Origin of the sequence: Terriglobus sp. 2YAB30_2 (assembly GCF_052114765.1) — a bacterium.
Classification (GTDB): Bacteria; Acidobacteriota; Terriglobia; order Terriglobales; family Acidobacteriaceae; genus Terriglobus.
Genome location: NZ_JBFRFJ010000017.1, coordinates 76,415 through 100,773, shown reverse-complemented (window position 1 = coordinate 100,773; position 24,359 = coordinate 76,415). Strand labels below are relative to the sequence as shown.

The window sequence follows — 24,359 nt, the reverse complement described above, 5'->3', positions numbered from 1 at the left end:
ACACACATCGCTCTTCGACCATGCACCGTCAATCGGGCATGATAGTGATAGTCCATCCGTTCCTCCGGAAACTTCTATTTGCTCGTCACAAACAGAATCTCCAGATACAAACGGATGGACAACAACCTCTTGAAACATCACAGGCACCCGGGCAAAAATATCGGTCGTAAAACCCATATTCGAACTTCGCTCGAATCTCCCACCCATCGTTGTCACGATGGATGGGGCACCCAGAGTTGTGCTCTCGATCGGCTTACTTCCACCCACCGCCCAGCGCTGCATACAACTGCACCAGTGAGTTCGCTTCCTGCGATTGCGCCTGGGCCAACTGGAGCTGTGCATCGTAGAGGTTGGTATCCGTGGCCAGCACCTCGATGTAGCTGGTGTTGCCGCCGGCATAACGCAGACGCGCCAGGCGAACAGCATCCGCGGCTGAAGCTACGGCGCGTGTCTGCTCTTCCCTGCGGCTCTGTGTCTCCTTGTAGGCTGTGAGTGAGTTCGACACGTCCTTCAGCGCGTTCAGAATGGCTTTCTGGTACTGCACCACCATCTCCTGCTGCTGTGCCTGCGAGTACTTGTAATTACTGCGGATTCGCCCACCGGCAAAGATCGGCTGCGAGAGCGAACCTGCAGCGTACCAGTAAGCATTGCCTCCGTCGAAGATCTTCTGCAGCTGGTTGCTTGCGGAGCCTCCCATGCTGGTCAGCGAGATCTGTGGGAAGAACTGCGCTTTGGCCACACCGACACGCGCATTCGCTGCCATCAGGGTAGCCTCTGCCTGGCGGATGTCAGGACGGCGCTCCAGCAGCTCCGACGGCAGCCCGGTCGGCACTGCTGCTGGATGCGGCTGATCCTCGATCTTCTGTCCTCGCGCGACATCCTGTGGAGCGTGACCGAGAAGGACGCTGATGGCGTTCTCCTGTGCGGCGATCTGACGCCGAAGCTCCGGCAGGTTGGCCTTTGCCGTATACAGCAGCTCTTCGGCTTGTCTTGTGTCGGCGCGGGAGCCGGCGCCGTAGTTCTCCAACGACTGGGTCAGACGGAGCGAGTCCTCGCGTGCCTGGATGGTGTTCTTCGTGATCTCGAGCTGCGAGTCCAGGCTGCGGAGCTGGAAGTACGATGCCGCCAGTTGCTGGACCAACGCTGTCCGGGTCGCACGCTGCGCCCACTCGGTCTGCAGCAACTCGGCGCGGGCGGCCTCAGTCTGGCGGCGATAGTATCCCCAGAAGTCGAGGTTCCACGCAGCCGACGCGCTGAAGCCGCCACCACGGATGAAGTCGTTCTTCGTACCATCACTGTTCTGCGGAGCAAGGCCCTGCGGAAGCTGCAGTGCCGAGAAGCTGCCACCGGCGTTCACCGAAGGCAACTGCTGTGAGCGCACGATACCGACAACCGACTGAGCCTCCAGTACGCGTTGCGCCGCGATCTTGAGATCGAGGTTGTTCTTCAGCGCCTCAGCGATCAGCGCCTGCAGCGCAGGATCGGTAAAGATGCCCTGCCAGTCCTGCTCCGCGATGGAGGCCTGTGGCGCGGGCGAAACAGCCGTCTGAGTTGATGGCTCAGTTGCGATTGGGGGCGCCAGGGCCCCGCGATAACTCTGCGGAGCCACGGCATCCGGACGCTTGTAATTCGGGCCGACCTTGCAGCCGGTCACCAGCAGCGCGAGCATGCCGCCGAGTATGGCGATGCCTGCGCCGCGAAGTAGAGACTTAGCGGAGTTCGACATGTTGGCCCTCACTAAGCAGATCTCCCGGGCTTGCGACCAGCGACTCGCTTCCCTTCAGTCCGGCAAGGACTTCCACCTCTTTGCCCATGTCCTTACCAATGGTTACCGGAACAAAATGCACCTTCTGCCCGGCATCGACCGTCACCACGTGCATGCCCGCATGGTCGATGACAAGCGAGCTGGTGGGAATGATGAGCGACGTATGTTGCTGCGACAGGGTGAAGTGCACCTGCGCATACATGCCCGGCAAAAGCGAGGCGTCGTGGTTATCGACCTGCACCTCCGTCCGCATGGTGCGCGCGGCGTCGTTCAACGACGATGCGTTGCGAGTAACGGTGCCGGTGTAATCACGTCCCAGGCGCTCGGTGACATCGATGCTCGCCTTCTGTCCGTCGCGAATGTTGACCGCTTCGGACTGCGGCACGTCGACATAGATCCGCAGCATGTCGCTCTGCGCGATGCTGAAGAGCGGCCTGCTCTGAGCCGATGCGCTGACCAGGTCGCCGCGCTCCACATTGCGCTGCGTGATCACGCCGTCAAAGGGAGCCACGATGCGCTCGAAGTTCTGCATCTGCTGCAGCCGCGCCACGTTGGCCTGGTTCGCAGCCACGCTGGCCTCAGCCGCCGCGATATTGGCATTGGCAGCAGAGACATCCGCGACGCGCGCATTGTGATTTTGCACAGCACTATCCACAATCTGCTGCGAGATAGCGTGCTGCTCTCCCAGCGGGACATCACGCTCACGCGTCAGCCTCGCCAGTTCGGCATTGGCCTTCGCTTGCTCCAGCGCTGCGCGAGCCTGCAGCAATGCCGCCTGTGACTGGGCGAGGGTCGCTTTTGCCTGGCTCAACTGCTGATCGATCTCCGGCGAAGAGATCACCGCCAGTACCTGTCCGGCGCGTACCTTCGTGCCGATATCGACATTGCGGCGGTCGAGATAACCGTCCACGCGTGCATACAGGTTCGCCGTATACAGCGGCTCGATATTGCCCGGCAGAATAAGCTGCGATGTCGGCTCACCCTTGGTCGCGTGGATCACGCTGACGACGGGGTGCGTCACCGGAGCTTCGTTCGTCGCCGCCAGCGCCTCGCGATAACTTGCGATGCGAGGGAAGGCGCCGACTGCGGCAAGGGCAAGAAAAACAACGGCGCCGGCGCCAATCACTTTAGCTTTGCTTCTGGATTTCGCCTGGACGCGGTCGCGGGCGGGGGTTTCCTGAGTGCTGATCATGCGGCCTCCTGAGCTGGTTTCTTTCCGTGGATCAGAGTGAACATCAATGGAACAAAGAAGAGGGTTGCGAAGGTCGCCATACTGAGACCGCCGATCACGGCGCGAGCGAGCGGAGCGTTCTGCTCACCGCCTTCGCCCATGCCCAGGGCCATCGGCAGCATGCCGATGATCATGGCGCAGGCTGTCATCAGAATGGGTCTCAGTCGAGTAAAGCCTGCCTGCACAGCAGCGCCGACCGCCGTCTCGCCACCGACACGCAGTTCATTCGCGAAGGTGACCAGCAGAATGGAGTTCGCTGTCGCTACACCGATGGACATGATGGCGCCCATCAGTGAGGGAACATTGAACGTTGTCTGCGTGAGGAACAAAGCCCAGACGATTCCGCAGAAGGCTCCGGGCAGCGCGCAGATGATGATGAACGGGTCAAGCCAGCTCTGATAGTTGACGACCATCAGCAGGTAGACCAGCAGAGCGGCGAAGGTAAGACCGAGACCCAGGCGGGTAAAGGCCTCATTCATGCTCTCCACCTGACCGCGGACGACAATCTTCGTGCCCGGCGGCAGATGTGCACTCTCTTCCTTCACGATGCGGTTGACCTTCGACGCCACCGAACCCAGGTCGCTGTTCTGCGTGTTGGCGTAGATGTCATAGACCGGCGCGCCATTATGGTGGTTGACCACCACGGGCATGATGGCGGGTTTCAGCGTCGCCATATTGCCCAGCATCTCGGTGCGGTTGGCCAGGGTATGGATCGGGATCGGTGTGTTCTGCAGAGCATTAACCGAATCGATGCTGTATTGCGGTGTCTGCGCCGCAACGGCGTAGGTGATGCCCATCTTCGGATCGAGCCAGAAGTTCGGCTGCACCGCCGCGCTGGAGCTCAGCGAGATATACAGGCTGTTCGCCACGTCCTGCTGCGTGAGTCCGAACTGCGCCGCACGTACGCGGTCGATATCGAGATGCAGGTCAGGCGCATTCACCACCTGGTGCATGTGAACGTCGACTGCTCCGGGAACCGTTGCCAGCCGCTCGCGCAGATGGCGTGCGATCTCGTAGTTGGCCGGATCGTAACCCTGTATCTGGATATCGATCGGCGCAGGCAGACCGAAGTTCAGAATCTGCGTCACCATGTCCGCGGGCTGGAAAAAGAAAGTCGCATCGGGGAACTTCTTTGGAAGCTCCGCACGCAGCCGCTTGATATAGCCCTCGGTGGAGTGATGCTTCTCATTCAACGCGATCAGAACCTCGCCGTCGGCACTGCTGATGGTCGAGCCATCACCAAAGGCATAGTTGAAGGTCTCGGGCGTGAGGCCGATATTGTCCATCACCAGCTCGGTCTCATCCGCGGGAATGATCTTGTGGATCTCGTCCTCGACATGGCTGAAGACCACCTTGGTGCTCTCAATGCGAGTGCCGGGACGTGTGCGGACGTGTAGTTTGATCTGCCCGGCGTCGACGCTGGGGAAGAAGTCTCTGCCGATGAAGGGCAGCAGCACAAAGGCTGACAACATCACTGCCACCGAGGCAAACAAGGCGGCACGGCGATGAGCAAGGAAGCTCTCGAGTGCCGAGGTATAGCGATGTTGCAGCCAGGTGTAGCCCTGATTGAAGCGGTCGTTGATGCGGCGGAAGAACCCGCCTGCGCCGGCGGTCAATACATCGCCGGTCGTCTGGCCTTCAAAGTTGTGCTCGGCTCCCAGAAGATAGTTCACCAGCACCGGCACCAGCGTGCGCGATAGCACGTAGGAGGCCAGCATGGCGAAGACTACGGCCAGCGCCATCGGGGTAAAGAGGAACTTCGCCGGTCCAGTAAGAAAGACCACCGAGACGAACACAATGCAGATGGTCAGCGTAGAGATCAGGGTCGGTCCCGCAATCTCGGAGGCGCCGATCAGCACCGCCTCACGCAACGTCTTGCCGTGCATGTGGCGGTGAATGTTTTCGATCGTAACGGTCGCGTCGTCCACCAGGATACCGATGGCCAGCGCCAGACCGCCGAGGGTCATGGTATTCATCGTTTCGCCGAGGGCGGAGAGCACGATGATGGAACTCAGGATCGAGAGCGGGATTGACACCGCGATAATCAGCGTACTGCGCCAGCTTCCGAGGAAGAGCAGGATCATCAATGCGGTGAGTGCTGCCGCAATGACGCCTTCACGCAACACGCCCACAATGGCTGCCTTCACAAAGATCGATTGATCGAAGAGCTCCGTAATCTTCAGTCCCGGAGGAGCGGCAGCACGCGAGGCCGGCAGGACATCGTCCTTGATCTGCTTGACGATATCGAGTGTCGAGACCGAGCCGGTCTTCATGATGGTGAGCAGAGCCGCGGGCTTTCCATTCGAGCGCGCAACGTTCTGCTGCACCGACCATCCGTCACGCACATGCGCCACGTCGCGCATGTAGACCATGGCCCCGTTCACTTCTTTGATGGGGACGTCGTTCAACGAAAGGGCGTCCACCGGGCTGGAGTTGGTACTGACGGTATACTCCGTGTTTTCAACTTTGGCGGTACCCGATGGCAGCGTTACGTTCTGCGCATTGATGGCGCTGGTAATGTCAACCGGCGTAAGGCCTTTTGCCAGCAGGGCATTCTGGTCGAGATCGACCATGATCTGGCGAGCCACTCCACCATAAGGCGTAGGCAGCAGCGTGCCGGGGACTTTAGTGAGTTGCTGACGGACGCGGAAGAGACCGTAGTCGTAGATTTCGGATTCGGAGAGGGTGTCGCTCGAGAGCGATAGCTGGATGATGGGTACGGTCGAAGCGCTAAAGCGTAGAATCCACGGCGGATTCACACCCTGCGGCATGCGGAAGCGGATGGAGTTTACGGCGGCTCCAACCTGCGACATCGCAGCATCGATGCGGACCTGCGGCTGGAAGGAGATCTTGATCACCGCAGCGCCGCTGGTGGTCTGCGAGTCGATGGATTTCACGTCGTTCACCACCGCCATGACGAACTCGCTGAAGGTGGTGATGCGCTGTTCCATCTCCTTTGCCGGAAGGCCGGAGTAGGACCAGATCACCGTGATCTGCGGGATATCGATATTGGGGAAGATGTCGGTCGGTGTCGTCGCAATCGACGAGAAACCCATGATCAGAATGAGGATCGACGCTACTATGAAGGTGTAGGGGCGATCGAGAGCAAAGCGGACGATCCACATAAAGTCGTCTTCCCTTTCGAAGGTCGATTTCCGTTTCGAGTATTTTGATGCGCGTCGAATTAGTTGGATTCAGCTTTTGCAATCGCGCGTCGTTTTAGGTGGGGAGCACGTCTAATTTCGTATGGGCAAGTTGACCGATAAAGAAGCGGCACAGATTGCGAAGGCGCTGGGAGATCCGAACCGGCTCGCAATTTATGGACAGATTGCCCAGGCCGACGAGCTCTATTGCGGCGAGATCTGTGAACGGCACACCATCTCGCCGGCAACGATCTCACACCATCTGAAGGTATTGACGGATCTTGGCCTTGTCACCTCGCGCAAAGAGGGCCTGAACGTGTATTACCGTTCGCAGCCGGAGACGATCGCGGCGTATCGGAAGTATCTGACGGAGCTTGGTGGGAAGTAGCGCTTTTGTTTGTCATCCTTTGCTTCGTTGCGAAATGACGAATGTGCGGTCCGATGTCGTGCATCGACGCCGGTGAATTTTGACCTCAGCGGCTGAAGCCGCACGTTTTGCAGACTTTGTACGGCACGGCTGAAGCCGTGCCCTTAAACGACAATCGCGCTTCGCGCGACTAAAGCACGATATTGCGCTGCGCGCGATCGGATACAGGGCGGATCGTGCGCAGTTCCATCCTTCCGTTGAGCGCAGCGCAACCACTTCGCACCACAGGTGCGAATGCTTTGCTTAAGGGCATGGCTTCAGCCATGCCGTACGGACACCTAAACGAGGAGCGGCTTCAGCCGCTGAGGGCAGCGTCGCAAGAGAAGCAGATTTCTCCGCTGTCGCTACGAAATGACAAAAACGAATCGAGTGTATGGATTTATCGTTTTGAGGTCTTAGGCTTGTCTTCTTCCGCGCGGAAGAGATGCACGATTGCGGCGAAGACTTCGTCCACGATCTCCGGCATGAGACGCTTCTGATCTCTTACCCAGATCTCCACGCACATTCCAGTTGCGGTCATCGTGAGGCTTGCAAGGATTCTGTGTTCCAGTGCGGACTCCTTCACTGCCCGCTTTGAGCGGCTGACAAAGGCCTGCGTTACCTCTCGCTCCAATAAAGGAACCTGAAGAAACTGCGCCATCCGCGCCGCAGGACTGCGCTCTGCTACCTGGACCACGCGTTCCGTCGTGTGCAGTGTCGGTGCGAGCACCTGTTTGATGGCGGCCTTCGCGGCCTCCAGCGAGTTCAGATCCGCCTTCTGATCGCGGATCGCCTGCGCCAATGCCTCTCCGTAACGTTTTACGGTCGCGCCCATCACATCTTCCTTCGACCCGTAGTAGCGGAAGAAGGTACGGCGCGAAACGCCGGCTTTGGCCGCGATCTGGTCGACGTGCACATTGTCGAAGCCGTGCTCAAAAAAGAGATCGATCGCCGCGTTCCAGATCTCGCCGCGTACGACCTCCTGTTTCTTTGCCTGCAGCGAGTTGCGGGGGGAGGGGTCGTGGACTGCCATACGGCGATTGTAACCCTGTTGGCCACGATTGGCACATTAAGTTGACAATGGCACAGTGTGCCATTACGCTCAAATCAGATATTCACCTCGCGACCCGGAAGCTGCCCGATGCCGACACGCCCTTTGCACGACCTTTCCTCCCGATCCAGAAATCTTGCCGCCCTGCTGCTGGTTACGCTGCTGCCTGCCGGCTGCTTCCGCAAGAAAGCAGACAACACGGTCAACGCCGCGACGGTTGTGCAGGTGAACGCGGCACGTGCGATTGGAAGGCAGGTTGCCGTCACCCTCTCTGAGACAGGCAGCTTCGTCGCCGAGGAGTCTTCGGATGTTGCGCCTGCGGTCTCCGGCCGCGTGATTCGCACACCAGTCTCCGTCGGAGCCTTCGTCAAGGCCGGCGAGGTGATCTGCGAGCTTGACCATCGTGATGCCGAGCTGAAGCTGACTCAGTACAAGGCGCAGCTTGCCGAAGCACAGGCTTCACTGCGTCAAGCACAGTCGCGCATCGGCTTGGGTACCGGCAACTTCGACGCCTCACACGTTCCTGAGGTCGCCGCCGCCAAGGCCACCTACGAATCCTCCGCCGCACAGGCCAGACTCGCTGCGGCCGATGCCAAACGCTACGCCAACCTGGTCGCTACTGGCGATGTCTCGCAGAGTGTCTACGAGAAACAGCGCACCCAGGCCGAGACCGCCGAGGCCCAGGCGAATGCATCGCGGCAGCAGTACGAAGGCGCGCTCAACACCGCCCGGCAGAGCTACCAGGCGGTCAACTCCTCACAGGCATCGCTCGAAGCCATGCAGGCGCAGGTTGGGCAGGCGGAGAAGGCGCTCGCCGATACCACCATCCGCGCGCCTTTCGATGGTTATGTCAGCGCGCGGCCAATCGCTGTCGGTGAGTACGTCACCACTTCGAGCTCGGTTGCCACGGTAGTCCGTATGGACACACTCAAGCTGCAGTTGCAGACACCGGAGAAGAGCGCTGCGGGCCTGAAAGTAGGCATGCCGGTCACAGCTCGCGTTGCTGCCTACGGTGACCGTGACTTCACAGGCGCGACCTCCGCCCTCAATCCGGCCGTCAATCCCGACTCACGCTCCTTTGTCCTTGAAGCACGCTTCGCTAACAGCGACAGCACACTGCGCCCGGGCATGTTTGCCAGTGCACGCGTGGTTCTTCCTGGAACAGAAAACGCCGTCTTCGTTCCAAAGGCAGCGGTCGTCCGCGACCGCACTACCGATTCCAACCAGATCTTCGTCGTCGATGGCGGCAAGGCGCATCTGCGCGTTGTCACCTTGGGCGAGACCGAGAACGGCTCCCTTCGCGTCCTCAGCGGCTTGACCGCCGGCGAAATGGTAGCCCTCAACAAGCAGTCTGACCTGTACGACGGCGCCTCCGTCGCAGTACAGGCAGCCCGGTAAGGAGTTCAACCCATGCACGGTTTAGCTAAACTCTGCGTCCGCCGGCCTGTCTTTGCCACCATGCTGATTCTTTCGCTTATGGTGGTGGGCGCCTTCTCTTACTTCAGCCTCGGCGTCGATCTGCTGCCCAAGGTTGATGTGCCTACTGTCGCTGTGACAGTCGCCGATCCGGGAGCTTCGCCGGAAGAGATCGAGACCGAGATCAGCAAGAAGGTCGAGGACGCGGTCAACACCATCAGCGGCATCGACGAACTGCGCTCCAACTCCTCCGAGGGCCAGGCGCAGGTCATCATTACGTTCGACCTGGATAAGAACGGCGACGTCGCCGCTGAGGAAGTCCAGAACAAGATCAACCTCATCCGCAACGATCTTCCGCAGACAGCGAAGGCGCCGGTGGTGCAGAAGTTCGATCCCGATGCCGCTCCCGTGCTACAGATTGCGGTTTCCGCGCCACGATCGTTGCGCGATCTTACGTTGATTGCCGACAAGCTGCTGCGGCAGAAGCTTGAGAACATCAGCGGCGTCGGCCAGGTACAGCTCGTCGGCGGAGCCAAACGCGAGATCCACGTCAACGTCGATCCGGAGCGTTTGCGCGCCTATAGCCTGACTATCACCGATGTGGTTAACGCCGTGCGCCAGCAGAATCTCGAACTGCCCGGAGGCTCGCTCAACGCGGGGACGCGTGAGTTCACGGTGCGCACCATGGGCCGCATCACCACGGCGGCACAGTTCAATGACATCGCCATTGCGCCGCGCCAGGGCTATATCGTCAAAGTCAACGACGTAGGCTCTGCTGACGACAGCTACGCGGAACCCAGAACCTCAGGACGTTTGAACGGGACGCCGGCGGTCATGCTGGTGGTCTCCAAGCAATCGGGAGCGAACTCGGTCGAGGTAGCCACCGAGGTCAAACAACGGCTCGCTGAGATTGCGCCGACGCTTCCCAAGGACGTGCGCACGCAGGTCGTGCAGGATCAGTCCATCTTTATCGAAGCTGCGATTGAGTCCATCAAGCATCACCTGATCGAAGGCAGCATCTTCGCCTGCGCTATCATCTTCGTCTTCCTTGCCAACTGGCGTACGACGCTGATTGCCGCGATTGCTATTCCCACCTCCATCATCTCGACCTTTGCGCTGATGAAAGCGATGGGCTTCACACTGAACCAGATCACCATGCTCGCCCTGACGCTGATGGTCGGTATCGTGATCGACGACGCCATCATCGTGCTGGAGAACATTTACCGTTTCATGGAGGAGAAGGGCATGTCTCCCTTCGAGGCGGCGATCGAAGGAACGCGTGAGATCGGTCTGGCCGTGATGGCGACGACCTTGTCGCTGCTCGCGGTCTTTCTACCGGTGGGTTTCATGGGTGGCATCGTCGGGCGCTTCATGAGCTCCTTTGGCTTTACCTCGGCCTTCGCCATCGCGGTCTCGCTGCTGGTCTCGTTCACACTAACGCCGATGCTCTGCTCGCGGTTCATCAAGGTTCCGGCGAAGAAAGACGGCCATCAACACGCTGCTGGACAACAGGGTTCCGGTCGCCACGGTTCAAAGGACTCGCGCTTCTTCCAGTACATCAACGGCCACTACCTGCGGCTGCTGCAGTGGTCGATGGCCCATCGCAAAGCCGTCGTGATGATCTGTGGGGGCACCATCCTGAGCCTGATTCCGCTTTTCATCCTCGTCGGCAAAGACTTTACTCCCGCCGACGATCAGTCGCAGTTCAACGTCCTGATCCGCACGCCCGAGGGAAGCTCCCTGGCAGCAACTACGCAGGAGACTGAGGCCATCGCACAGGCCATCCGCAAGCTGCCCGGAGTAAAGACCACGCTGATGACAGCGGGTGGTGGAACCGATGGCGCGGTGAACAGCGCCAGCATCTACGTCAAGTTGGTGGATGTCGCCGACCGTCATAACACCCAAACCGACCTGATGCAGCAGACCCGTAAGCTGCTGACCACCTTCCCCAGCAACCTGCACACCAGCGTCGAGCTGGTGGCCGCCGTCGGCAACGGAGCCAGTAATGCCCAGGTGCAGTACTACATTCAGGGTCCGGACCTCGACAAGCTGACGCAGTATTCCGACGAACTGCTGGCGCGGATGAAGAAGATTCCCGGTGTGACCGATGCCGACTCCTCCCTGCGCAGCGGCAAGCCTGAGGTTCGCCTGGAGATCGATCGCGCCCGCGCTGCCGACCTCGGCGTCTCCGTCAACAACATCGAACAGGCACTTAATACCCTGGTCGCCGGCGAGACCGCATCGACCTTCAACGCAGGTGATGAGCAGTACGATGTTCGCGTCCGCGCCGGGGAGCAGTTCCGCAGCCGCATCGAGGAACTGAATAAGATCACGGTTCCTTCGACACGCCAGTTAGGCTACGTCGGGCTGAATGAGGTGGTATCTACCCAGAGCTCCACCGGCCCTTCCTCCGTGAACCGCATCGCGCGGCAGCGGCAGGTCACGGTAAGCTGCAACGTTCTGCCCGGCTACTCGCAGTCGCAGGTCCTCACGTCGCTGCAGAAGGCCGTCGCCGAAATGCACCTGGACCCCGACTACCGCACCGGTCTCGCCGGAGCCTCCAAAGAGCTTGGCCGCACCGGCTACTATTTCCTGCTGGCCTTCGCCCTGACCTTCATCTTTATGTACATCGTGCTGGCAGCTCAGTTCGAGTCGTTCATTCACCCGGTGACCATCCTGCTGACGCTGCCGCTCGCTGTTCCCTTCGGCATCCTGGCACTGCTGCTTACCGGGCAGACGGTCAACATCTTCTCCGCGCTTGGCCTGCTGCTGCTCTTCGGCATTGTGAAGAAGAACGCCATCCTGCAGATCGACCACACCAACGGCCTGCGCGCTGAGGGCATGCCTCGGTATGATGCGATTCTGCAGGCCAACCAGGACCGTCTGCGCCCCATCCTGATGACCACACTCGCGCTGGTCGCGGGCATGCTGCCGCTGGTCATCTCGCGTGGAACCGGCTCAGCCACCAACCGCTCCATCGGAGTGCTGGTGGTCGGCGGCCAGTCGCTCTGCCTTCTACTGACGCTCATCGCTGTGCCGGTCTTCTACTCCCTGTTTGAGGACATCGCCGAACACCCCATCTGGAGCAAGCCGGTCCGTATGGCACAGTCTCTCTTCGCTCGCATTCCCACGTGGAAGCGCAATACGGTCTCCGCGCCGGAACCTTCGAATGAGGTCGCCTAGCATGAAGCAGTTTGTTCTCGCACTCTCTCTCGCTTCGGCGGCCACATTTGCGCAGGAGGTTGGGCCGACATCGCCACCGCTGCCGCCTGCGGTTACGCTGCAGATCGCCCCACGCATCGGCATCACCGGCGAAGCTCCCATTGCGCTGCCTGACGTGATTCAGGCGGTCCTCGCCAACAACCGCGATATCGAGGTCTCGCACCTGGCGCAGCGAAAGGCCGTGCTCAACCTGAAGGCAGCCCGGGGATACTTCGATCCTGTTATCGGCGGCAATGCTCACACCATGCGCCAGGTCACGCCGGTCTCGTCGTCGCTCGGCGGTGCTACGAACGGCGCCCTGACACAGAAGGAGCTCTATGCCGATCCGCAGATCAGCGGCAACTCACCCTGGCTGGGCACGACCTACAAGCTCGACTTTGCTTCGACCCGGAGCAACAGCAACAACACCTACAACACGCTGAACCCCACCTACACCACATCAGCCACAGCCAACTTCACCCAACCGCTGTGGAGCGGCCTGCTCTTCGACCAGAACCGCGAACGCCTCAAGGTCGCACGCAAGAACATCGCACAGAGCGACGAACAGTTCAGGCAGCGCGTGATTGAGACGACGACGCAGGCGATCCATGCCTATTGGGAGCTCGACTATGCGCTGCGCAACCTCGATGTGCAGATCGAGGCCGTGCGCCTGGCCGAGCAGCAGGACGCCAGCAACCGTCGCCAGGTGGAACAAGGCACGCAGGCGCCGATCGACGTCATCCAGACACAGACGCAGATGTCGACCTATCAGCAGAACGTCTTCAACGCGCAGCAGCAGGTCACCAAGGCGGAGAACTCTCTGAAGGCGCTGATACTGCCCAATCGCAGCGATCCGCTGTGGAGCGTTGCTCTGAAGACAGCCAGCAGCCCCACGGAGTCATCGCCTATTCCCACACTTGAGGAGGCAATGCAGCAGGCGCTTGCCGATCGTCCTGACCTCAAAGCCGGAGCCATCGGAGTCCAGGTCAGCGGTCTCGACGCACGTCTCGCCCACGAGCAGGCAAAGCCGCAGATCGACCTTACGGCACAGCTCGGCGTGCAAGGGCTCTCGGGCCGCGCCGTACCGCAGTCCTCCGATCTCTTCGGGAGCTTGTTTGCTCCAGTGATCACGCGCATCAACGATCTTTCGACCCTCGCTGGCCTGGCGCCGATCTCGCTCTCCGGTGGTGGAAGCTCCAGCTCGGTACCATCGTTTTTTGTCGGCGGCTATGACCAGTCGCTCGGCAATCTGCGCGATGGACGTTTTCCCATCGTCAAGGTCGGAATCCAGATGTCGTGGCCTATCGGCAATCGGACTACACGTGCACAGGCCGCCGTTGCCGATGCCAATAAGAAGCAGACCATCGCACAACAGCAGCAGCTTGAGATGACTGTCGAAAGTGACGTGCGGAATGGTTTGCAGCAGCTTATCAATGCGGATCTGGTGCTGAGTGCCTCGCACCGTGCCGCAATACTCGCGCAACAGCAGTACGACAGCGAGCAGCGTCAGTTCAAGGCGGGCACGTCGACGGTTTATCTGGTGCTTCAGCGGCAGAATGAGTTGATCAGCGCCAAGCTGCGTGAGATTCGCGCGGCTGCGGATAGGGGCGAGGCCGAAGCAGACTTTGATCGCGCCACGGCGAATACATTGCGGCGGCAGAATATTGACATTGTTGCGGTTTCGAAGAAGCTGTAATCAGCTACTGCAATCCCTACTGGGTGCCCCACCCTCGCAACGCTAGGGTGGGTTAGGAATACCCATGAACTCTCAATAAGAACAACCCATTTTTGCTATTTGAAGTGATGAATCGATCGTTCATTGCTCTTGTGACTTCCCTGCCCACCCTAGCGTTGCGAGGGTGGGGCACCCCGGTAGGAAAGAACAAGAGCGGTCGCGCGTAGCGCGATACCCCACCCTTTGTCTTTCACCCCAGCGAACAAGTTCGCCGGGGACCCCGATTCGACAAAGAATGGGGCAACGGGATTATCAGCTCAACTGACGATCTGCTTCCTTGATCGGCATGTCATTGATGCTGGCTTCACGGCGCTGCATCAACCCAGAGGGCACAAACTCCCATAGCTCGTTGCCGTAGCTGCGGAACCACTGGCCGCTGTCGTCGTGGCACTCATAGAAGAACTTCACTGCGATGCGGTTCTCGCGAAAGGCCCAGAGTTCTTTCTTGAGCTTGTAGTCGAGCTCCCGGTTCCACTTTCGCCGCAGGAACTCGATCACCGCCTGACGGCCATCGAGGAACTCGGCACGGTTTCTCCAGTGCGTGTCCTCGGTGTAGGCCGCGGCAACGCGCTCCGGATCGCGCGTGTTCCACAGGTCTTCCGCAAGCTGCACCTTGCGTGCTGCCTGTTCGGGATCGGTAAAAGGCGGGGCGATGACGGTGCTCATAAGGAATCTCCTGCTGCAATCATGGTACGGAATTGAGATTACGCCCCGATCAAGGGCAATGCACCTGATTGGAAGTCGTGCGGCGGAAGGGATAAAACAAAACGGTTCGCGCACAGCGCGAATACCCACGTCCCAGAAGCGGGACATGGGGCACCCGGTATGTGCTTGCTAAATTGTCGGGTGGCAGAACCATCCGAGCTCTGATGCCACGGCGAAGGTCTGTTGTATGGTGGCTACTTGTTCTTCACCAGCAATAACCTCCACGGCTTCTGCGATCGTCTTTCCCTCTTGCAGTGCGTCCAGCAGCCGGAACTCGCCTTCTTCCAGCGCGCGGTAGTACACCACGTCGTCATAGCGGTGCACGGCAAGGTATCGCTGCTCCGGAGCCATCTCGGGCAATGTGGTTGTGGCGCTTGCCTGCCGCAGTTGCGCCGCGCCGCTGGTTACGGCTTTCTCATCCGGCTTCTTTACAGCGAGCACAAACTCGTCGACGGGATAGTCTACGACAAGCAATCGGAGATGCGGCTGGAGCGCAAGCGTTGACTCCGGCCCAAGTTGAGCCAATTCATCCGCGGCGAGCGGCTCGATCTCTGCGCCGTCGAAGGCTTCGACATAGGCCCACTCCAGCCGTGCGATATCCACAGCTAATCGATGCTGGTCGCCTGCAAACTCAGAATGCTTTTGCAGGAACTGCGGCAGATCCGCGCTCAGATCCCGCAAGGTCCACGAGGTTGAGGGGCGCTGCTTCAGATACGCCAAGACCAGCGCGTCGAAGTGCTCGTCGCCCAACAACGCCTGCACCGCAGGGTAATCCTCTGAGACGGCGCCGATCGCGCGAAACCAGTACTGGCGGTTGTAGATCTCCAGCCGCTCGAACGATGTCAGCTCACTGTTCTGACGGATATAAGCAGCAGCGATCTCCTCCATCGACTCACCTTCGGTTGTCCGCGGCTGCATCGTAAGCTCTGCCGTCAACGGTCGGCGGACATCCTGCTCCATGCGGCGTTGCAGCTCCAGCAGTGTCATGCGACCGCCTCCTCCACACTTACAGGCTGCAGAAACCGATTCGCTTTCAGCGCCTCGGCATGTACTTCATCGAAGGTTGGAATATTGTCGTCCCACTCGAGAAGCGTCGCCGTCGGCCCGCAGCGTTCAATCGCGCGTGCATAGAGAGCCCACACCGGATCGAGCACCGGATGATCGTGCGTGTCGAGCGTATAACGCTCGAACTGCGAGTGACCGGCGATATGGATCTGTGCCACGCGATCCGCCGGGATGCTGTTCACATACTCCATCGGATCGAACTCGTGGTTCCGCGAGGAGACGTAGATATTGTTGACATCGAGCAGGATGCCGCAGTCGGCAGCATGCACCACCTCGTTCAGGAACTCCCACTCGGTCATCTGCGACTCGTGGAACTCGGCGTAGCTGCTGACGTTCTCTACCGCGACAGGGATCTCAAGGAAGTCCTGCACCTGGCGGATACGCTCTGAAGTTGTCCGCACTGCTTCCCATGTGTAAGGCAACGGCAGCAGATCATGCGTGTAGCGTCCATCGACGCTGCCCCAGCACAGATGGTCCGAAAGCCACGGCGTTCCGGTACGCCGCACCAGGTCTTTCAACCGCCGCAGATGATCACGGTTCGGTGCCTGCGCGCTGCCAAAGTACATCGAGACGCCATGCTGCACTACGCGGTACTGATCGAGGATCTGGTCGAGGATACGTAGCGGCCTGCCGCCATCGACCATGTAGTTCTCTGAGATGATCTCGAACCAGTCGACCACCGGCTTGCGCGAAAGAATGTGGTCGTAGTGCGGGACGCGCAGACCAATGCCAACACCATAGTCTGTATATCCATTGAAGCGATTTGCAGGCATAACAGCTCCATCAAGAGATTGCCGATGAAGGCTCGCTATATGGCTTGCGAGTCTTCACCGGCTTGCCACTGTTACTTCTTCGGCTTGGAACCGTCGGTGGCGCAATCTCCCTTGCCCTTGCAGGAGTTCTTGCCGGCATTCTTGCCGCCGCCCTGACCTTTACAGTCGTTCTTGCCCTTGCAGGAGTGCTTGGGCAACTTCTGGTCGTCCTGTGCCGTCATCGCCACACCTGCTGCGATCGCGGCGCCGGAGACGCTGGCCTCGTGGCCAGAGACAGGCTGTGCATTCAAACGAGCTGTGGTGCCACTCAGCAGGCCGGCGAAGGCTGCTGCAAGTGCGAGATTGCTTGCCTTGTAATTCATGGTGAAGTCCTTTCGGTATAAGCGCCGGGCTTCAAGCCTGCGCGGAGGGAATTGGGCTCAGGATGTTTTCAGTTTTCCCTTGCCGCTTGGTTGGAGACTCCACAAGGCATTTAGTTACAGAGCGCGAAAGATATTTTTATTTACTTCACATTGAGCGCCACGCTCGTGGCGCCGAGAATCTCTTCCTGATGCGTCGTCTGCGCCAGCAGCACCAGGTGCTGTGCTCCATGCGCAAGATGCAGGCTCGACGGCAGCGCCAGATGCGCGCGCTGTTCACCGTCACCACGAACCGTCGCCACCGTGGTCATTAACCGCGCCACCGAAACATGCGTGAGCGAACGTCCGGAGTTCTCTCCGCGAAGCACACTGGATCGATCTGTATCGTCAGTAATCACGGCGACGATCTCTACCGGCTTCGCCTTCTCCGAGCCTTGCGCCAGACCTTGCACCGCGAACCGCAGATCGATCGTCTGCGCCTGCACATCCACCGAGGAGATGGTGACATCTACCGACTTCTTTGCCGCCTCACCATGCAGGGCCTCCTGCAACGCATGAGCATCGCTGCCAAGCAACTGCACACGGCCGTTCAGCACCGCCTGCGGTGTATACGGCTGTCCGTCAGCAAGCCGCGCGGCGTACTTCTCCTGACGGGTCGTAAAGGTCTCCGCCGAGTAGGGGTCTTTCCATCCCAGGCTGTTCCAGTAGGTCACATGCTCGCTTATACCGATCACCAGTTGACCGTCCTGTGTCGTCTTGCCATGGACCTGCTGCAGCAAGACATCCGCGGGAGGACAGCTGGAGCATCCCTCTGAGGTAAACAGCTCCAGCACCGCAACCTTCTGATTCTGGGGTGGAACGGTTGCGGCATCGCCGCGCAGAGTGAGGAAAAGGCCGGCGGCAAGAAAGATTCGAACGTACATAACAACACCTCCATCAGGCGACTACAGCATTTCTCCTGTTGCTGGGTATCCCGGGAGCAGCGTGCGGCGGCGTTTTCATTGCGGAAAACGCCCATAGATGCACAAGCCCTGCACTACACCCACAGGAGAAATGCGACTATCTGATGCCCGCCGAGGCAGGAACGTTACAAATCACACCGGCTGTAACCTTTTGCCCCCTGTCCTCTCTAACGGTGCGGAAAGGGCGGGCGGTACGACCTGCCTCCCCACAGGATGGTTCATGGAACCGCTACTTCGTCTCTATCGCAACGCCGCCGATGCGCTCTCACGGCTGCAGTCTCCCATGCTGCTGGCCGTCCGCCTCTACTGGGGCTATCAGTTCGCGCAGACCGGCTGGGGCAAACTCCACCATCTTGCGCGCATTACCGACTTCTTTACCAGTCTGGGCATTCCCTTCCCCGGTCTGAATGCGCACTTTGTCGCCGGCCTGGAGTTCGCCGGCGGCACTCTGCTGATGCTTGGTTTACTGTCTCGTCCGGTCGCTTTGCTTCTCGCCGGCAACATGTTCGTTGCATACTTGACTGCAGACCGCGAAGCGCTGTTGGCCATCTTCTCGGATCCCGGCAAGTTCTACGTCGCCGATCCGTATACGTTTCTTTTCGCCTCCGTCATGGTGCTGATCTTCGGCCCGGGATGGTTCGCGATCGACACCATCATCCGCAGGAGGCTTGCGAGGCAGTAGCGATGACGCTCCAGGAACAGCAGGGAGAAGCCGAGCTCATCGCCGCCATTCTGGCCGGCGAGACGCAGCTCTACCATGATCTGATCCGCCCCTATGAGCGGCCGGTCTATCTGCTGGCGCTCTCGTATATGAAGAACGAGACCGATGCCGAGGATGTCGCACAGGAAGCCTTCTTGAAGGCCTTCCGGCATCTCTCGTCCTTCCGGGCAGACGCCAAGTTCAGTACCTGGCTCATCAGCATAGCCCTGAACGAGGCACGCGGACGTCTTCGCCGCCAGGCGGCAACTCGCACCGAATCTCTGGACAAAGATCCCGATGAAGAGGGAGCGGTCTCCCCTGCGCTGCTGCGCGATTGGCGTGAGATCCCATCGGAGGCGGTCGAGCGCGGGGAGATCCGCGATTTGCTGCGAAAAGCCGTCGAGACACTGCCGGAGATCTATCGCGAAGTATTTCTTCTGCGTGACGTGGAGGAGCTTAATATCAATGAAACCGCGGAGGCCCTGAACATCAGCGTCTCTGCCGTGAAGGTCAGGCTGCACCGCGCGCGGCTGATGCTGCAGAAGTATCTCGCGCCGCAGTTGAAGTCGGTGACGAAGCCGAAAAGGAGGTGGTTCGCGTGGTCATAGAGTGCAAACACGTGTGGACCTACATCTCCGATTACCTTGATGGAACACTCTCTGAGGAGATTCGCGTGACCGTCCAGAAGCATCTCGAACACTGCGAGCTCTGCTCGGCGATCCTGGACTCGACGCGCAATATCCTTGTGCTTACGGCGGATGACCGCGTCTTTGAGCTGCCGGTCGGCTTCAGTGAGCGTCTGCATCAGCGGCTGGAAGAAGAACTTAAGCAGAAGAAGGGTCCGTGAGGACGGGCGTCTTTTGGTTTGTCATTTCGTAGCGATAGCGGAGAAATCTGCTTTTAGAGCTGTACCTCAGCGGCTAAAGCCGCGTATTTTTAGAGTGTGTACGGGACGGCTGAAGCCGTCCCCTTAAGCAAAACTATTCGCGCTCCCGCGCGAACGTCCCATGTCCCCGAGGGACATGGGGCACCCGATTCAGGCCTCACCGGAGAGCTAGAGCATTTCTCCTAAAGGTGTAGAGCGGAGCCTTGACTGTTTGCGCCGTTTTCCTACGAAGAAAACGGCATTCGCAGATTTATCCAACACTACAGTATTAGGAGAATTGCTCTAAGGCCTTGCCCAACTAGCAACCAGGAACCAGCAACGAGCAACGAGCAACTGCCTTTACGGGACGTGATGAATGATGTGGTGCGTCGCTGCTTCGGCTGTCACCAGCACCAGCGTCACGACAGCCAGTGTGATCTGGAATCGCTCCGACCACAGCGTCTTCGATGTTGGCGGCGTGATGCGCCACTGCGAGGCCGGCCGGTTACGCAGCGATCTGATCCTCCAGATCACGTAGAGATTTACCAGAGAACCAAGAACCGCGATGATCATCATCGGAATGCGGATCGCATCCTGGTGAAAGCCCGACGCCGGATGATGCACCCCAGCTGCAGCCGCCAGGGCACTGAGGCCGATCACAACGCGCACCCCGCTGATTGCCATCACGGCCGTACATGCACTCTGCAGCACAATGAAGCCAAAGCTGGTCAGCGTTACCAGCCAATTCGGCTTCGCCTGCTTTTCCATCTCAACCGACACAATGTCCCTCCGGCCTCTTTATCGTACTCGTGGCGCATAGGCAGAAAATGAGGATGCTTCCTAACGTCTGCGGCGGCGAGGCGCCGGCTTTGCCACACGATGTACGGTCTTCTTTACAACAACAAGCCTCGCCGGCGGAGGCGGCAAGGGCGGCAGGCCTGCCATGGAGAGCAGCAGATCGTTCGCGCCGTAGAAGAGATTGAAGCCGGTGCCTGCCGGACCATCGGTTGCAGCGAGAAATACAGCGGTATGGTGCGCCTGGTTGATAGCGATGTATGTCCGAAAGCCGGCGCCGCCACCGGTCTTCTGGACTATGTGCGATGGGTCGTCGGTAGGAAGAAGATGAATCCACCCCAGCCCCACGCCGCTGGGCATACCGGCGTGATCCAGGCCGACCTGGTGGACAAGTTTCTCCGGCGGGAGATAGACGTCCTGCGCAGCCTTATCCTGAGCCGGCATCCCGTTATCTCCGCTACGGAGCAGATACTTCAGCCAGATCGCCATGTCGGTTGCGGTGGAATAAAGGCCGGAGCTGCCCGCGGTATTCTCCGTCACGGTGCATGGACCTTCATCGTGCGCGCTGACCAGCAGCTTGCTGCACTGGACATCGTTCGGAAAGAAAGTGGTGTTGACCATGTGCAGCGGATTCAGCGTACGGTCCGCCAGCAGCGAGGCGTACTGCTTATGCGTTGCGGACGACAGTGCATCACTCAGCAGATCGAAGCCTACGTTCGAGTAAAGCGCCGACGAGCCAGGAGCATTGTGCAGCCGTTGCTTCGGCAGCCAGCGCCAGCGGGTCTTGTAATCCGGATAGGTAAAGTGCGGCGTATGCGGTGGAACCCCTGCAATCTCACGCGACAGTCCGGCCGTGTGCGTCGCCAGATCCACCAGCGTGATAGGCGAGTCACCGCGTGTCGGCACGACGATCCGCTTCGGGGCGTACTGCTGCAGCGGATCGTCCAGACGGACGACTCGATCGGTAGCAAGCTTGCTAAGTACATCGGTCGTGAAGATCTTCGTCAGCGAGCAGAGCCGCAGCACTGAATCTTGTGAGGGAAGCTGGTGCGACCCCGGAGCCGTCTCTCCGTACCCATGAAAAAAGACCTTGTCGTCGCGCACCACGACCAGAACCATGCCTACCGAACCGGAAAGAACGAACAGGTCCTGGCCCATCTCTTCGGCGTTCTGAAGGGCGGGTAACGCCGTCGAGGCCGCTGCTGCTTTTGCCGAGGCAGAAGGAACACCGCAGAGAGACAACAAGACAGGCAGCAGATACCGCAGACGTGCGCGACGCATGATTTCCATCTAATTCGCAGAGTACAAAAAAATTGCGCGGCCCGGGGGGCGAAAATCTCATGTTTTCGGAGAATGTCTTTAGCAAGATACCGCACGTCCGGTACAGATTCTGCCCGCAACTCTCTATCCCGGAAAGGGTTATCTGACACTATACTGATTGTCGATCAAGCACGAGGAGCACGAAACCCTTGCTGAGCCAGACCGAAGGTTCCTCGAAGAGCGAAACTCAATGGCCATTTGACGATAGCGTTGTGGCAGAGGCGATTCGCGCCTTTGACTGGTCTTCCACCGAGCTTGGGCCCATCGACACCTGGCCGGCCAATCTTCTTTTCGCCATCGACTTGATGCTCGGCTGCGCCTTCCCGGCAACGCTGCAATGGGGACGCAATCTCATTCTTTTCTATAACGATGCATATATTCCCCTGATCGGCACGCATCATCCGCATGCCCTGGGACAACCGCTGCTGTCGAGCTTTCCTGAGATCGCCGCAATCTATCCACCGTTCGCTCAGCGTGTGTGGAACGGAGAGCGCATCGTGCTGGAAGACCAGCTCTTCCACTACACCAGCAACAACGTTCCCGAAGATCGGTGGTTCAACCTCTCCTACAGCCCTGTCCATGATCGCGATGGAAGTATCTGCGGCATCCTGGCCATTGGTCTGGAGACTACCCGGAAAGTGCTGGCGGAACTGGCTCGCTCCACAGCCGACACGCGCCTGAAGCGCGTTCTGGAGACCGATGCCGTCGGCGTTATCTTCTTCGACTACACCGGCACCGTCGTCGACGCCAACGATGTCTTCCTTCGCATGGTCGGTTACACCAGGGCCGAGATCGAAACCCGGGCCGTCACGTGGCGCACCATGACTCCGCCGGAGTGGGTGAAGGTCAGCGAAGAGCAGATGCTGAAGCTCGAACAGACTGGACGGATTGGGCCCTACGAGAAGGAGTACATGCTGAAGGACGGGAGCCGGCGATGGATGCTGTTCACCGGACGAGACCTCGGCGGCGACCGCATCGTTGAATACGCCATCGATATCACCCGCCGCAAACAGGCGGAAGCGACCTCCCAGGCGATGGAAGAACGCTTCCGCGCCCTGGTCGAAGCGAGCTCCGATGTGATCTATCGCATGAGTCCGGACTGGAAGGAGATGCGGCAGCTTCAGGGACGAGACTTTCTTTCCGAAACCGCAGAGCCGGAGAGAACCTGGCTGGAGAAGTACATCCATCCGGAAGACCAGGCCTTCGTCTGGACATCGATTCAGGACGCCATCACACACCAGAAGATCTTTCAGTTAGAGCACCGCGTCTTGCAGGCCGATGGAACCATCGGTTGGACCTTCTCGCGCGCGGTCCCACTTCGTAACAAAGATGGGGAGGTCATCGAGTGGTTCGGCGCCGCCAGCGATGTCACCGCACGGAAACGGGCCGAAGAGGCCCTGCTCCGCAGCGAGAAGCTGGCAACACTCGGCCGCCTGGTGGCCTCGATCGCGCACGAGATCAACAACCCTCTCGAAGCGATGTCGAACCTCATCTACCTGGCGCATCACAGCATAGGACTTCCTGAGGAAGCCCAGGACTTACTGCAACTGGCCGATGCTGAGTTGAAGCGCATTGCGCATATTACCCGGCAGTCACTCGGCTTCTATCGTGAATCCAACGTTCCGGCCGATACCTCAGTGACGCAACTGCTGGAGTCGTCCATCGATCTGCTTCGCGGAAAGATCAACACCCGGCACGTCAAGATTCATTGTCAGTGGCAGGATGACATCACCATCAAAGCCGTTGCCGGCGAGCTGCGACAGGTCTTCTCTAACCTGCTGGCGAACGCCCTGGATGCTCTTGAAACAGGCGGACAGATTACCATTCGGGCAAAGCGTCATCACGGGAAAGACGGCGCCTATGTCAGGATCCTTTTCCTCGACAGCGGACGCGGCATTCCGCTGGAGACACAGCACAAGATCTTCGATCCCTTCTTCAGCACGAAGGGCAACCTCGGTACGGGTCTTGGGCTGTGGGTCACCAAGCAGATCGTCGACAAGCATCACGGATCGATTCGCGTGCGGAGTCGCATTCTGCCTCCAACGACGGGTACGGCATTTCAGATCACGCTGCCAGCGTAGAGCAGGTTACGGTTTTCTCCTGCTTTCCAAGCCGGGGTGCCCCACCCTCACAACGTTAGGGTGGGCAAGGTGGCCACAAATCTTCAGACAGGTATCGTCTGAGAAAATCTCTCGGTCGTCCCTACCCACCCTAGCGTTGCGAGGGTGGGGCACCCAGTAATACCAACCGCATTCAAACCAAAAGCCGGCCTGCAATGCAGGCCGGCTTTGTTCTTGTACAAATTAGAGAAGAGACTGGATCGTTTTCTCGAAGTCTTCCTTGTTGCCGAAGCCCTGCTTCACCGCGCGGATCTTTCCCGTGCGATCGATCAGATAAGTAACCGGCAAGGCATCGGTAATGCCATACGCCGCAGCAGACTTCCCTTTATTCACGCCCATGGGATAGGTGACCTTCAGTTTGCGAGCAACCGGACCGGCGACCTTCCATCCACCTTCATCCATGGAGACACCCAGGACCACAAAGCCCTTGTCCTTATACTTCTGCGAAAACTCTTCGAACCACGGCATCTCGACTCGACATGGAGCACACCACGTCGCCCAGAAGTTGAGCAGAATCACCTTGCTTTTGTACTGCGACAGGTTGATGGTCTGCCCGGACTCGGAAGCGACCGAAAGCGCGGGAGCCACCTTGCCCACAGGCAAAGGGTCCGCAAAAAACGGCTGCGCGGAAGCGAACGTGAGTGCTGCGAGAACTGCCAAACGAAGGAGTTTCATCGTGTGTTTATTGTAGATGGCGTGGTGCGCGGCATGTCTTTTGTTTGTCATTTCGCGCTTTTCTAGCTGTAC

Annotated in this window: 20 protein-coding genes; 8 read left to right on the top strand and 12 right to left on the bottom strand. The window is 59.3% G+C overall.

All coding sequences use genetic code 11. The annotated features are described in order from the left end of the window. Nucleotides 1-253: 253 nt before the first annotated feature. From AB4Y89_RS20680 to AB4Y89_RS20670, 3 genes are read right to left on the bottom strand one after another with little or no spacing between them, the layout of a single operon-like run. The gene (locus AB4Y89_RS20680; protein ID WP_442302835.1) at nucleotides 254-1,726 is read right to left on the bottom strand and encodes an efflux transporter outer membrane subunit; all 1,473 of its coding nucleotides are present in this window, start codon (nucleotides 1,724-1,726) and stop codon (nucleotides 254-256) included. After that, nucleotides 1,710-2,957, bottom strand: coding sequence for an efflux RND transporter periplasmic adaptor subunit (locus AB4Y89_RS20675; protein ID WP_442302834.1), 1,248 nt, complete (start codon nucleotides 2,955-2,957; stop codon nucleotides 1,710-1,712). The genes AB4Y89_RS20680 and AB4Y89_RS20675 overlap by 17 nt, the downstream gene beginning before the upstream one ends. Beyond that, a complete protein-coding gene (locus AB4Y89_RS20670; RefSeq protein WP_442302833.1) occupies nucleotides 2,954-6,121 on the bottom strand; it encodes an efflux RND transporter permease subunit in 3,168 nt (1,055 codons plus the stop codon). The genes AB4Y89_RS20675 and AB4Y89_RS20670 overlap by 4 nt, the downstream gene beginning before the upstream one ends. 121 nt (nucleotides 6,122-6,242) lie before the next feature. Between AB4Y89_RS20670 and AB4Y89_RS20665 the strand changes: the two genes are divergently transcribed. Beyond that, nucleotides 6,243-6,527, top strand: a complete 285-nt coding sequence (locus tag AB4Y89_RS20665) for an ArsR/SmtB family transcription factor (protein ID WP_442302832.1) — start codon at nucleotides 6,243-6,245, stop codon at nucleotides 6,525-6,527. A 418-nt stretch (nucleotides 6,528-6,945) separates the two neighbouring features. Here AB4Y89_RS20665 and AB4Y89_RS20660 read toward each other — a convergent pair whose 3' ends face one another. Continuing rightward, nucleotides 6,946-7,578, bottom strand: a complete 633-nt coding sequence (locus AB4Y89_RS20660; protein WP_442302831.1) for a TetR family transcriptional regulator — start codon at nucleotides 7,576-7,578, stop codon at nucleotides 6,946-6,948. 108 nt (nucleotides 7,579-7,686) lie between these two features. Here AB4Y89_RS20660 and AB4Y89_RS20655 point away from each other — a divergent pair, with 108 nt between their 5' ends. The 3 genes from AB4Y89_RS20655 to AB4Y89_RS20645 are packed head-to-tail and all read left to right on the top strand — an operon-like array spanning nucleotide 7,687 to nucleotide 13,909. Then, the gene (locus AB4Y89_RS20655) at nucleotides 7,687-8,994 is read left to right on the top strand and encodes an efflux RND transporter periplasmic adaptor subunit (RefSeq protein WP_442302830.1); all 1,308 of its coding nucleotides are present in this window, start codon (nucleotides 7,687-7,689) and stop codon (nucleotides 8,992-8,994) included. Between the two features lie 12 nt (nucleotides 8,995-9,006). Next, the gene (locus tag AB4Y89_RS20650; protein ID WP_442302829.1) at nucleotides 9,007-12,195 is read left to right on the top strand and encodes an efflux RND transporter permease subunit; all 3,189 of its coding nucleotides are present in this window, start codon (nucleotides 9,007-9,009) and stop codon (nucleotides 12,193-12,195) included. Nucleotide 12,196: 1 nt separating this feature from the next. Beyond that, nucleotides 12,197-13,909, top strand: a complete 1,713-nt coding sequence (locus AB4Y89_RS20645) for a TolC family protein (RefSeq protein ID WP_442302828.1) — start codon at nucleotides 12,197-12,199, stop codon at nucleotides 13,907-13,909. 291 nt (nucleotides 13,910-14,200) lie between these two features. Here the strand turns inward: AB4Y89_RS20645 and AB4Y89_RS20640 are convergent, their stop codons facing one another. The 5 genes from AB4Y89_RS20640 to AB4Y89_RS20620 form a co-directional block, all read right to left on the bottom strand. Then, nucleotides 14,201-14,614: a DUF1348 family protein gene (locus tag AB4Y89_RS20640; RefSeq protein WP_442302827.1), complete on the bottom strand. Its 414-nt coding sequence runs from the start codon at nucleotides 14,612-14,614 to the stop codon at nucleotides 14,201-14,203. 168 nt (nucleotides 14,615-14,782) lie between these two features. Further along, complete coding sequence (locus AB4Y89_RS20635) at nucleotides 14,783-15,640, bottom strand: HvfC/BufC family peptide modification chaperone (protein WP_442302826.1); 858 nt, start codon at nucleotides 15,638-15,640, stop codon at nucleotides 14,783-14,785. Next, nucleotides 15,637-16,491 (bottom strand): MNIO family bufferin maturase, encoded by an 855-nt coding sequence (bufB, locus tag AB4Y89_RS20630; RefSeq protein WP_442302825.1) that lies wholly within the window; start codon nucleotides 16,489-16,491, stop codon nucleotides 15,637-15,639. Before bufB ends, AB4Y89_RS20635 begins: the two co-directional genes overlap by 4 nt. 71 nt (nucleotides 16,492-16,562) lie before the next feature. Beyond that, on the bottom strand, nucleotides 16,563-16,853 hold the full coding sequence (locus tag AB4Y89_RS20625; RefSeq protein ID WP_442302824.1) for a hypothetical protein: 291 nt from the start codon (nucleotides 16,851-16,853) through the stop codon (nucleotides 16,563-16,565). 140 nt (nucleotides 16,854-16,993) lie between these two features. Beyond that, a complete protein-coding gene (locus tag AB4Y89_RS20620; protein ID WP_442302823.1) occupies nucleotides 16,994-17,773 on the bottom strand; it encodes a DUF1223 domain-containing protein in 780 nt (259 codons plus the stop codon). A gap of 259 nt (nucleotides 17,774-18,032) precedes the next feature. Between AB4Y89_RS20620 and AB4Y89_RS20615 the strand changes: the two genes are divergently transcribed. From AB4Y89_RS20615 to AB4Y89_RS20605, 3 genes are read left to right on the top strand one after another with little or no spacing between them, the layout of a single operon-like run. After that, nucleotides 18,033-18,494: a DoxX family protein gene (locus AB4Y89_RS20615; protein ID WP_442302822.1), complete on the top strand. Its 462-nt coding sequence runs from the start codon at nucleotides 18,033-18,035 to the stop codon at nucleotides 18,492-18,494. A gap of 2 nt (nucleotides 18,495-18,496) precedes the next feature. Further along, nucleotides 18,497-19,120, top strand: coding sequence for a sigma-70 family RNA polymerase sigma factor (locus AB4Y89_RS20610; RefSeq protein WP_442302821.1), 624 nt, complete (start codon nucleotides 18,497-18,499; stop codon nucleotides 19,118-19,120). Then, on the top strand, nucleotides 19,111-19,359 hold the full coding sequence (locus AB4Y89_RS20605) for an anti-sigma factor family protein (protein ID WP_442302820.1): 249 nt from the start codon (nucleotides 19,111-19,113) through the stop codon (nucleotides 19,357-19,359). The genes AB4Y89_RS20610 and AB4Y89_RS20605 overlap by 10 nt, the downstream gene beginning before the upstream one ends. Before the next feature lie 378 nt (nucleotides 19,360-19,737). On the opposite strand, the gene AB4Y89_RS20600 is transcribed toward AB4Y89_RS20605, so the two are convergent. Further along, a complete protein-coding gene (locus tag AB4Y89_RS20600) occupies nucleotides 19,738-20,157 on the bottom strand; it encodes a hypothetical protein (protein WP_442302819.1) in 420 nt (139 codons plus the stop codon). A gap of 60 nt (nucleotides 20,158-20,217) precedes the next feature. After that, nucleotides 20,218-21,453 (bottom strand): D-alanyl-D-alanine-carboxypeptidase/endopeptidase AmpH, encoded by a 1,236-nt coding sequence (ampH, locus tag AB4Y89_RS20595; protein WP_442302818.1) that lies wholly within the window; start codon nucleotides 21,451-21,453, stop codon nucleotides 20,218-20,220. A 188-nt stretch (nucleotides 21,454-21,641) separates the two neighbouring features. Between ampH and AB4Y89_RS20590 the strand changes: the two genes are divergently transcribed. Then, nucleotides 21,642-23,573 (top strand): PAS domain S-box protein, encoded by a 1,932-nt coding sequence (locus AB4Y89_RS20590; RefSeq protein ID WP_442302817.1) that lies wholly within the window; start codon nucleotides 21,642-21,644, stop codon nucleotides 23,571-23,573. Between the two features lie 222 nt (nucleotides 23,574-23,795). On the opposite strand, the gene AB4Y89_RS20585 is transcribed toward AB4Y89_RS20590, so the two are convergent. Next, nucleotides 23,796-24,338: a TlpA family protein disulfide reductase gene (locus AB4Y89_RS20585; RefSeq protein WP_442302816.1), complete on the bottom strand. Its 543-nt coding sequence runs from the start codon at nucleotides 24,336-24,338 to the stop codon at nucleotides 23,796-23,798. Nucleotides 24,339-24,359: the final 21 nt, after the last annotated feature.

What these genes read in the sequence shown, in the direction of transcription:
- AB4Y89_RS20680 (WP_442302835.1), bottom strand. Translation starts at nt 1,726, where the DNA reads ATGTCGAACTCCGCTAAGTCTCTACTTCGCGGCGCAGGCATCGCCATA.
- AB4Y89_RS20675 (WP_442302834.1), bottom strand. Translation starts at nt 2,957, where the DNA reads ATGATCAGCACTCAGGAAACCCCCGCCCGCGACCGCGTCCAGGCGAAA.
- AB4Y89_RS20670 (WP_442302833.1), bottom strand. Translation starts at nt 6,121, where the DNA reads ATGTGGATCGTCCGCTTTGCTCTCGATCGCCCCTACACCTTCATAGTA.
- AB4Y89_RS20665 (WP_442302832.1), top strand. Translation starts at nt 6,243, where the DNA reads ATGGGCAAGTTGACCGATAAAGAAGCGGCACAGATTGCGAAGGCGCTG.
- AB4Y89_RS20660 (WP_442302831.1), bottom strand. Translation starts at nt 7,578, where the DNA reads ATGGCAGTCCACGACCCCTCCCCCCGCAACTCGCTGCAGGCAAAGAAA.
- AB4Y89_RS20655 (WP_442302830.1), top strand. Translation starts at nt 7,687, where the DNA reads ATGCCGACACGCCCTTTGCACGACCTTTCCTCCCGATCCAGAAATCTT.
- AB4Y89_RS20650 (WP_442302829.1), top strand. Translation starts at nt 9,007, where the DNA reads ATGCACGGTTTAGCTAAACTCTGCGTCCGCCGGCCTGTCTTTGCCACC.
- AB4Y89_RS20645 (WP_442302828.1), top strand. Translation starts at nt 12,197, where the DNA reads ATGAAGCAGTTTGTTCTCGCACTCTCTCTCGCTTCGGCGGCCACATTT.
- AB4Y89_RS20640 (WP_442302827.1), bottom strand. Translation starts at nt 14,614, where the DNA reads ATGAGCACCGTCATCGCCCCGCCTTTTACCGATCCCGAACAGGCAGCA.
- AB4Y89_RS20635 (WP_442302826.1), bottom strand. Translation starts at nt 15,640, where the DNA reads ATGACACTGCTGGAGCTGCAACGCCGCATGGAGCAGGATGTCCGCCGA.
- bufB (WP_442302825.1), bottom strand. Translation starts at nt 16,491, where the DNA reads ATGCCTGCAAATCGCTTCAATGGATATACAGACTATGGTGTTGGCATT.
- AB4Y89_RS20625 (WP_442302824.1), bottom strand. Translation starts at nt 16,853, where the DNA reads ATGAATTACAAGGCAAGCAATCTCGCACTTGCAGCAGCCTTCGCCGGC.
- AB4Y89_RS20620 (WP_442302823.1), bottom strand. Translation starts at nt 17,773, where the DNA reads ATGTACGTTCGAATCTTTCTTGCCGCCGGCCTTTTCCTCACTCTGCGC.
- AB4Y89_RS20615 (WP_442302822.1), top strand. Translation starts at nt 18,033, where the DNA reads ATGGAACCGCTACTTCGTCTCTATCGCAACGCCGCCGATGCGCTCTCA.
- AB4Y89_RS20610 (WP_442302821.1), top strand. Translation starts at nt 18,497, where the DNA reads ATGACGCTCCAGGAACAGCAGGGAGAAGCCGAGCTCATCGCCGCCATT.
- ampH (WP_442302818.1), bottom strand. Translation starts at nt 21,453, where the DNA reads ATGCGTCGCGCACGTCTGCGGTATCTGCTGCCTGTCTTGTTGTCTCTC.
- AB4Y89_RS20585 (WP_442302816.1), bottom strand. Translation starts at nt 24,338, where the DNA reads ATGACAAACAAAAGACATGCCGCGCACCACGCCATCTACAATAAACAC.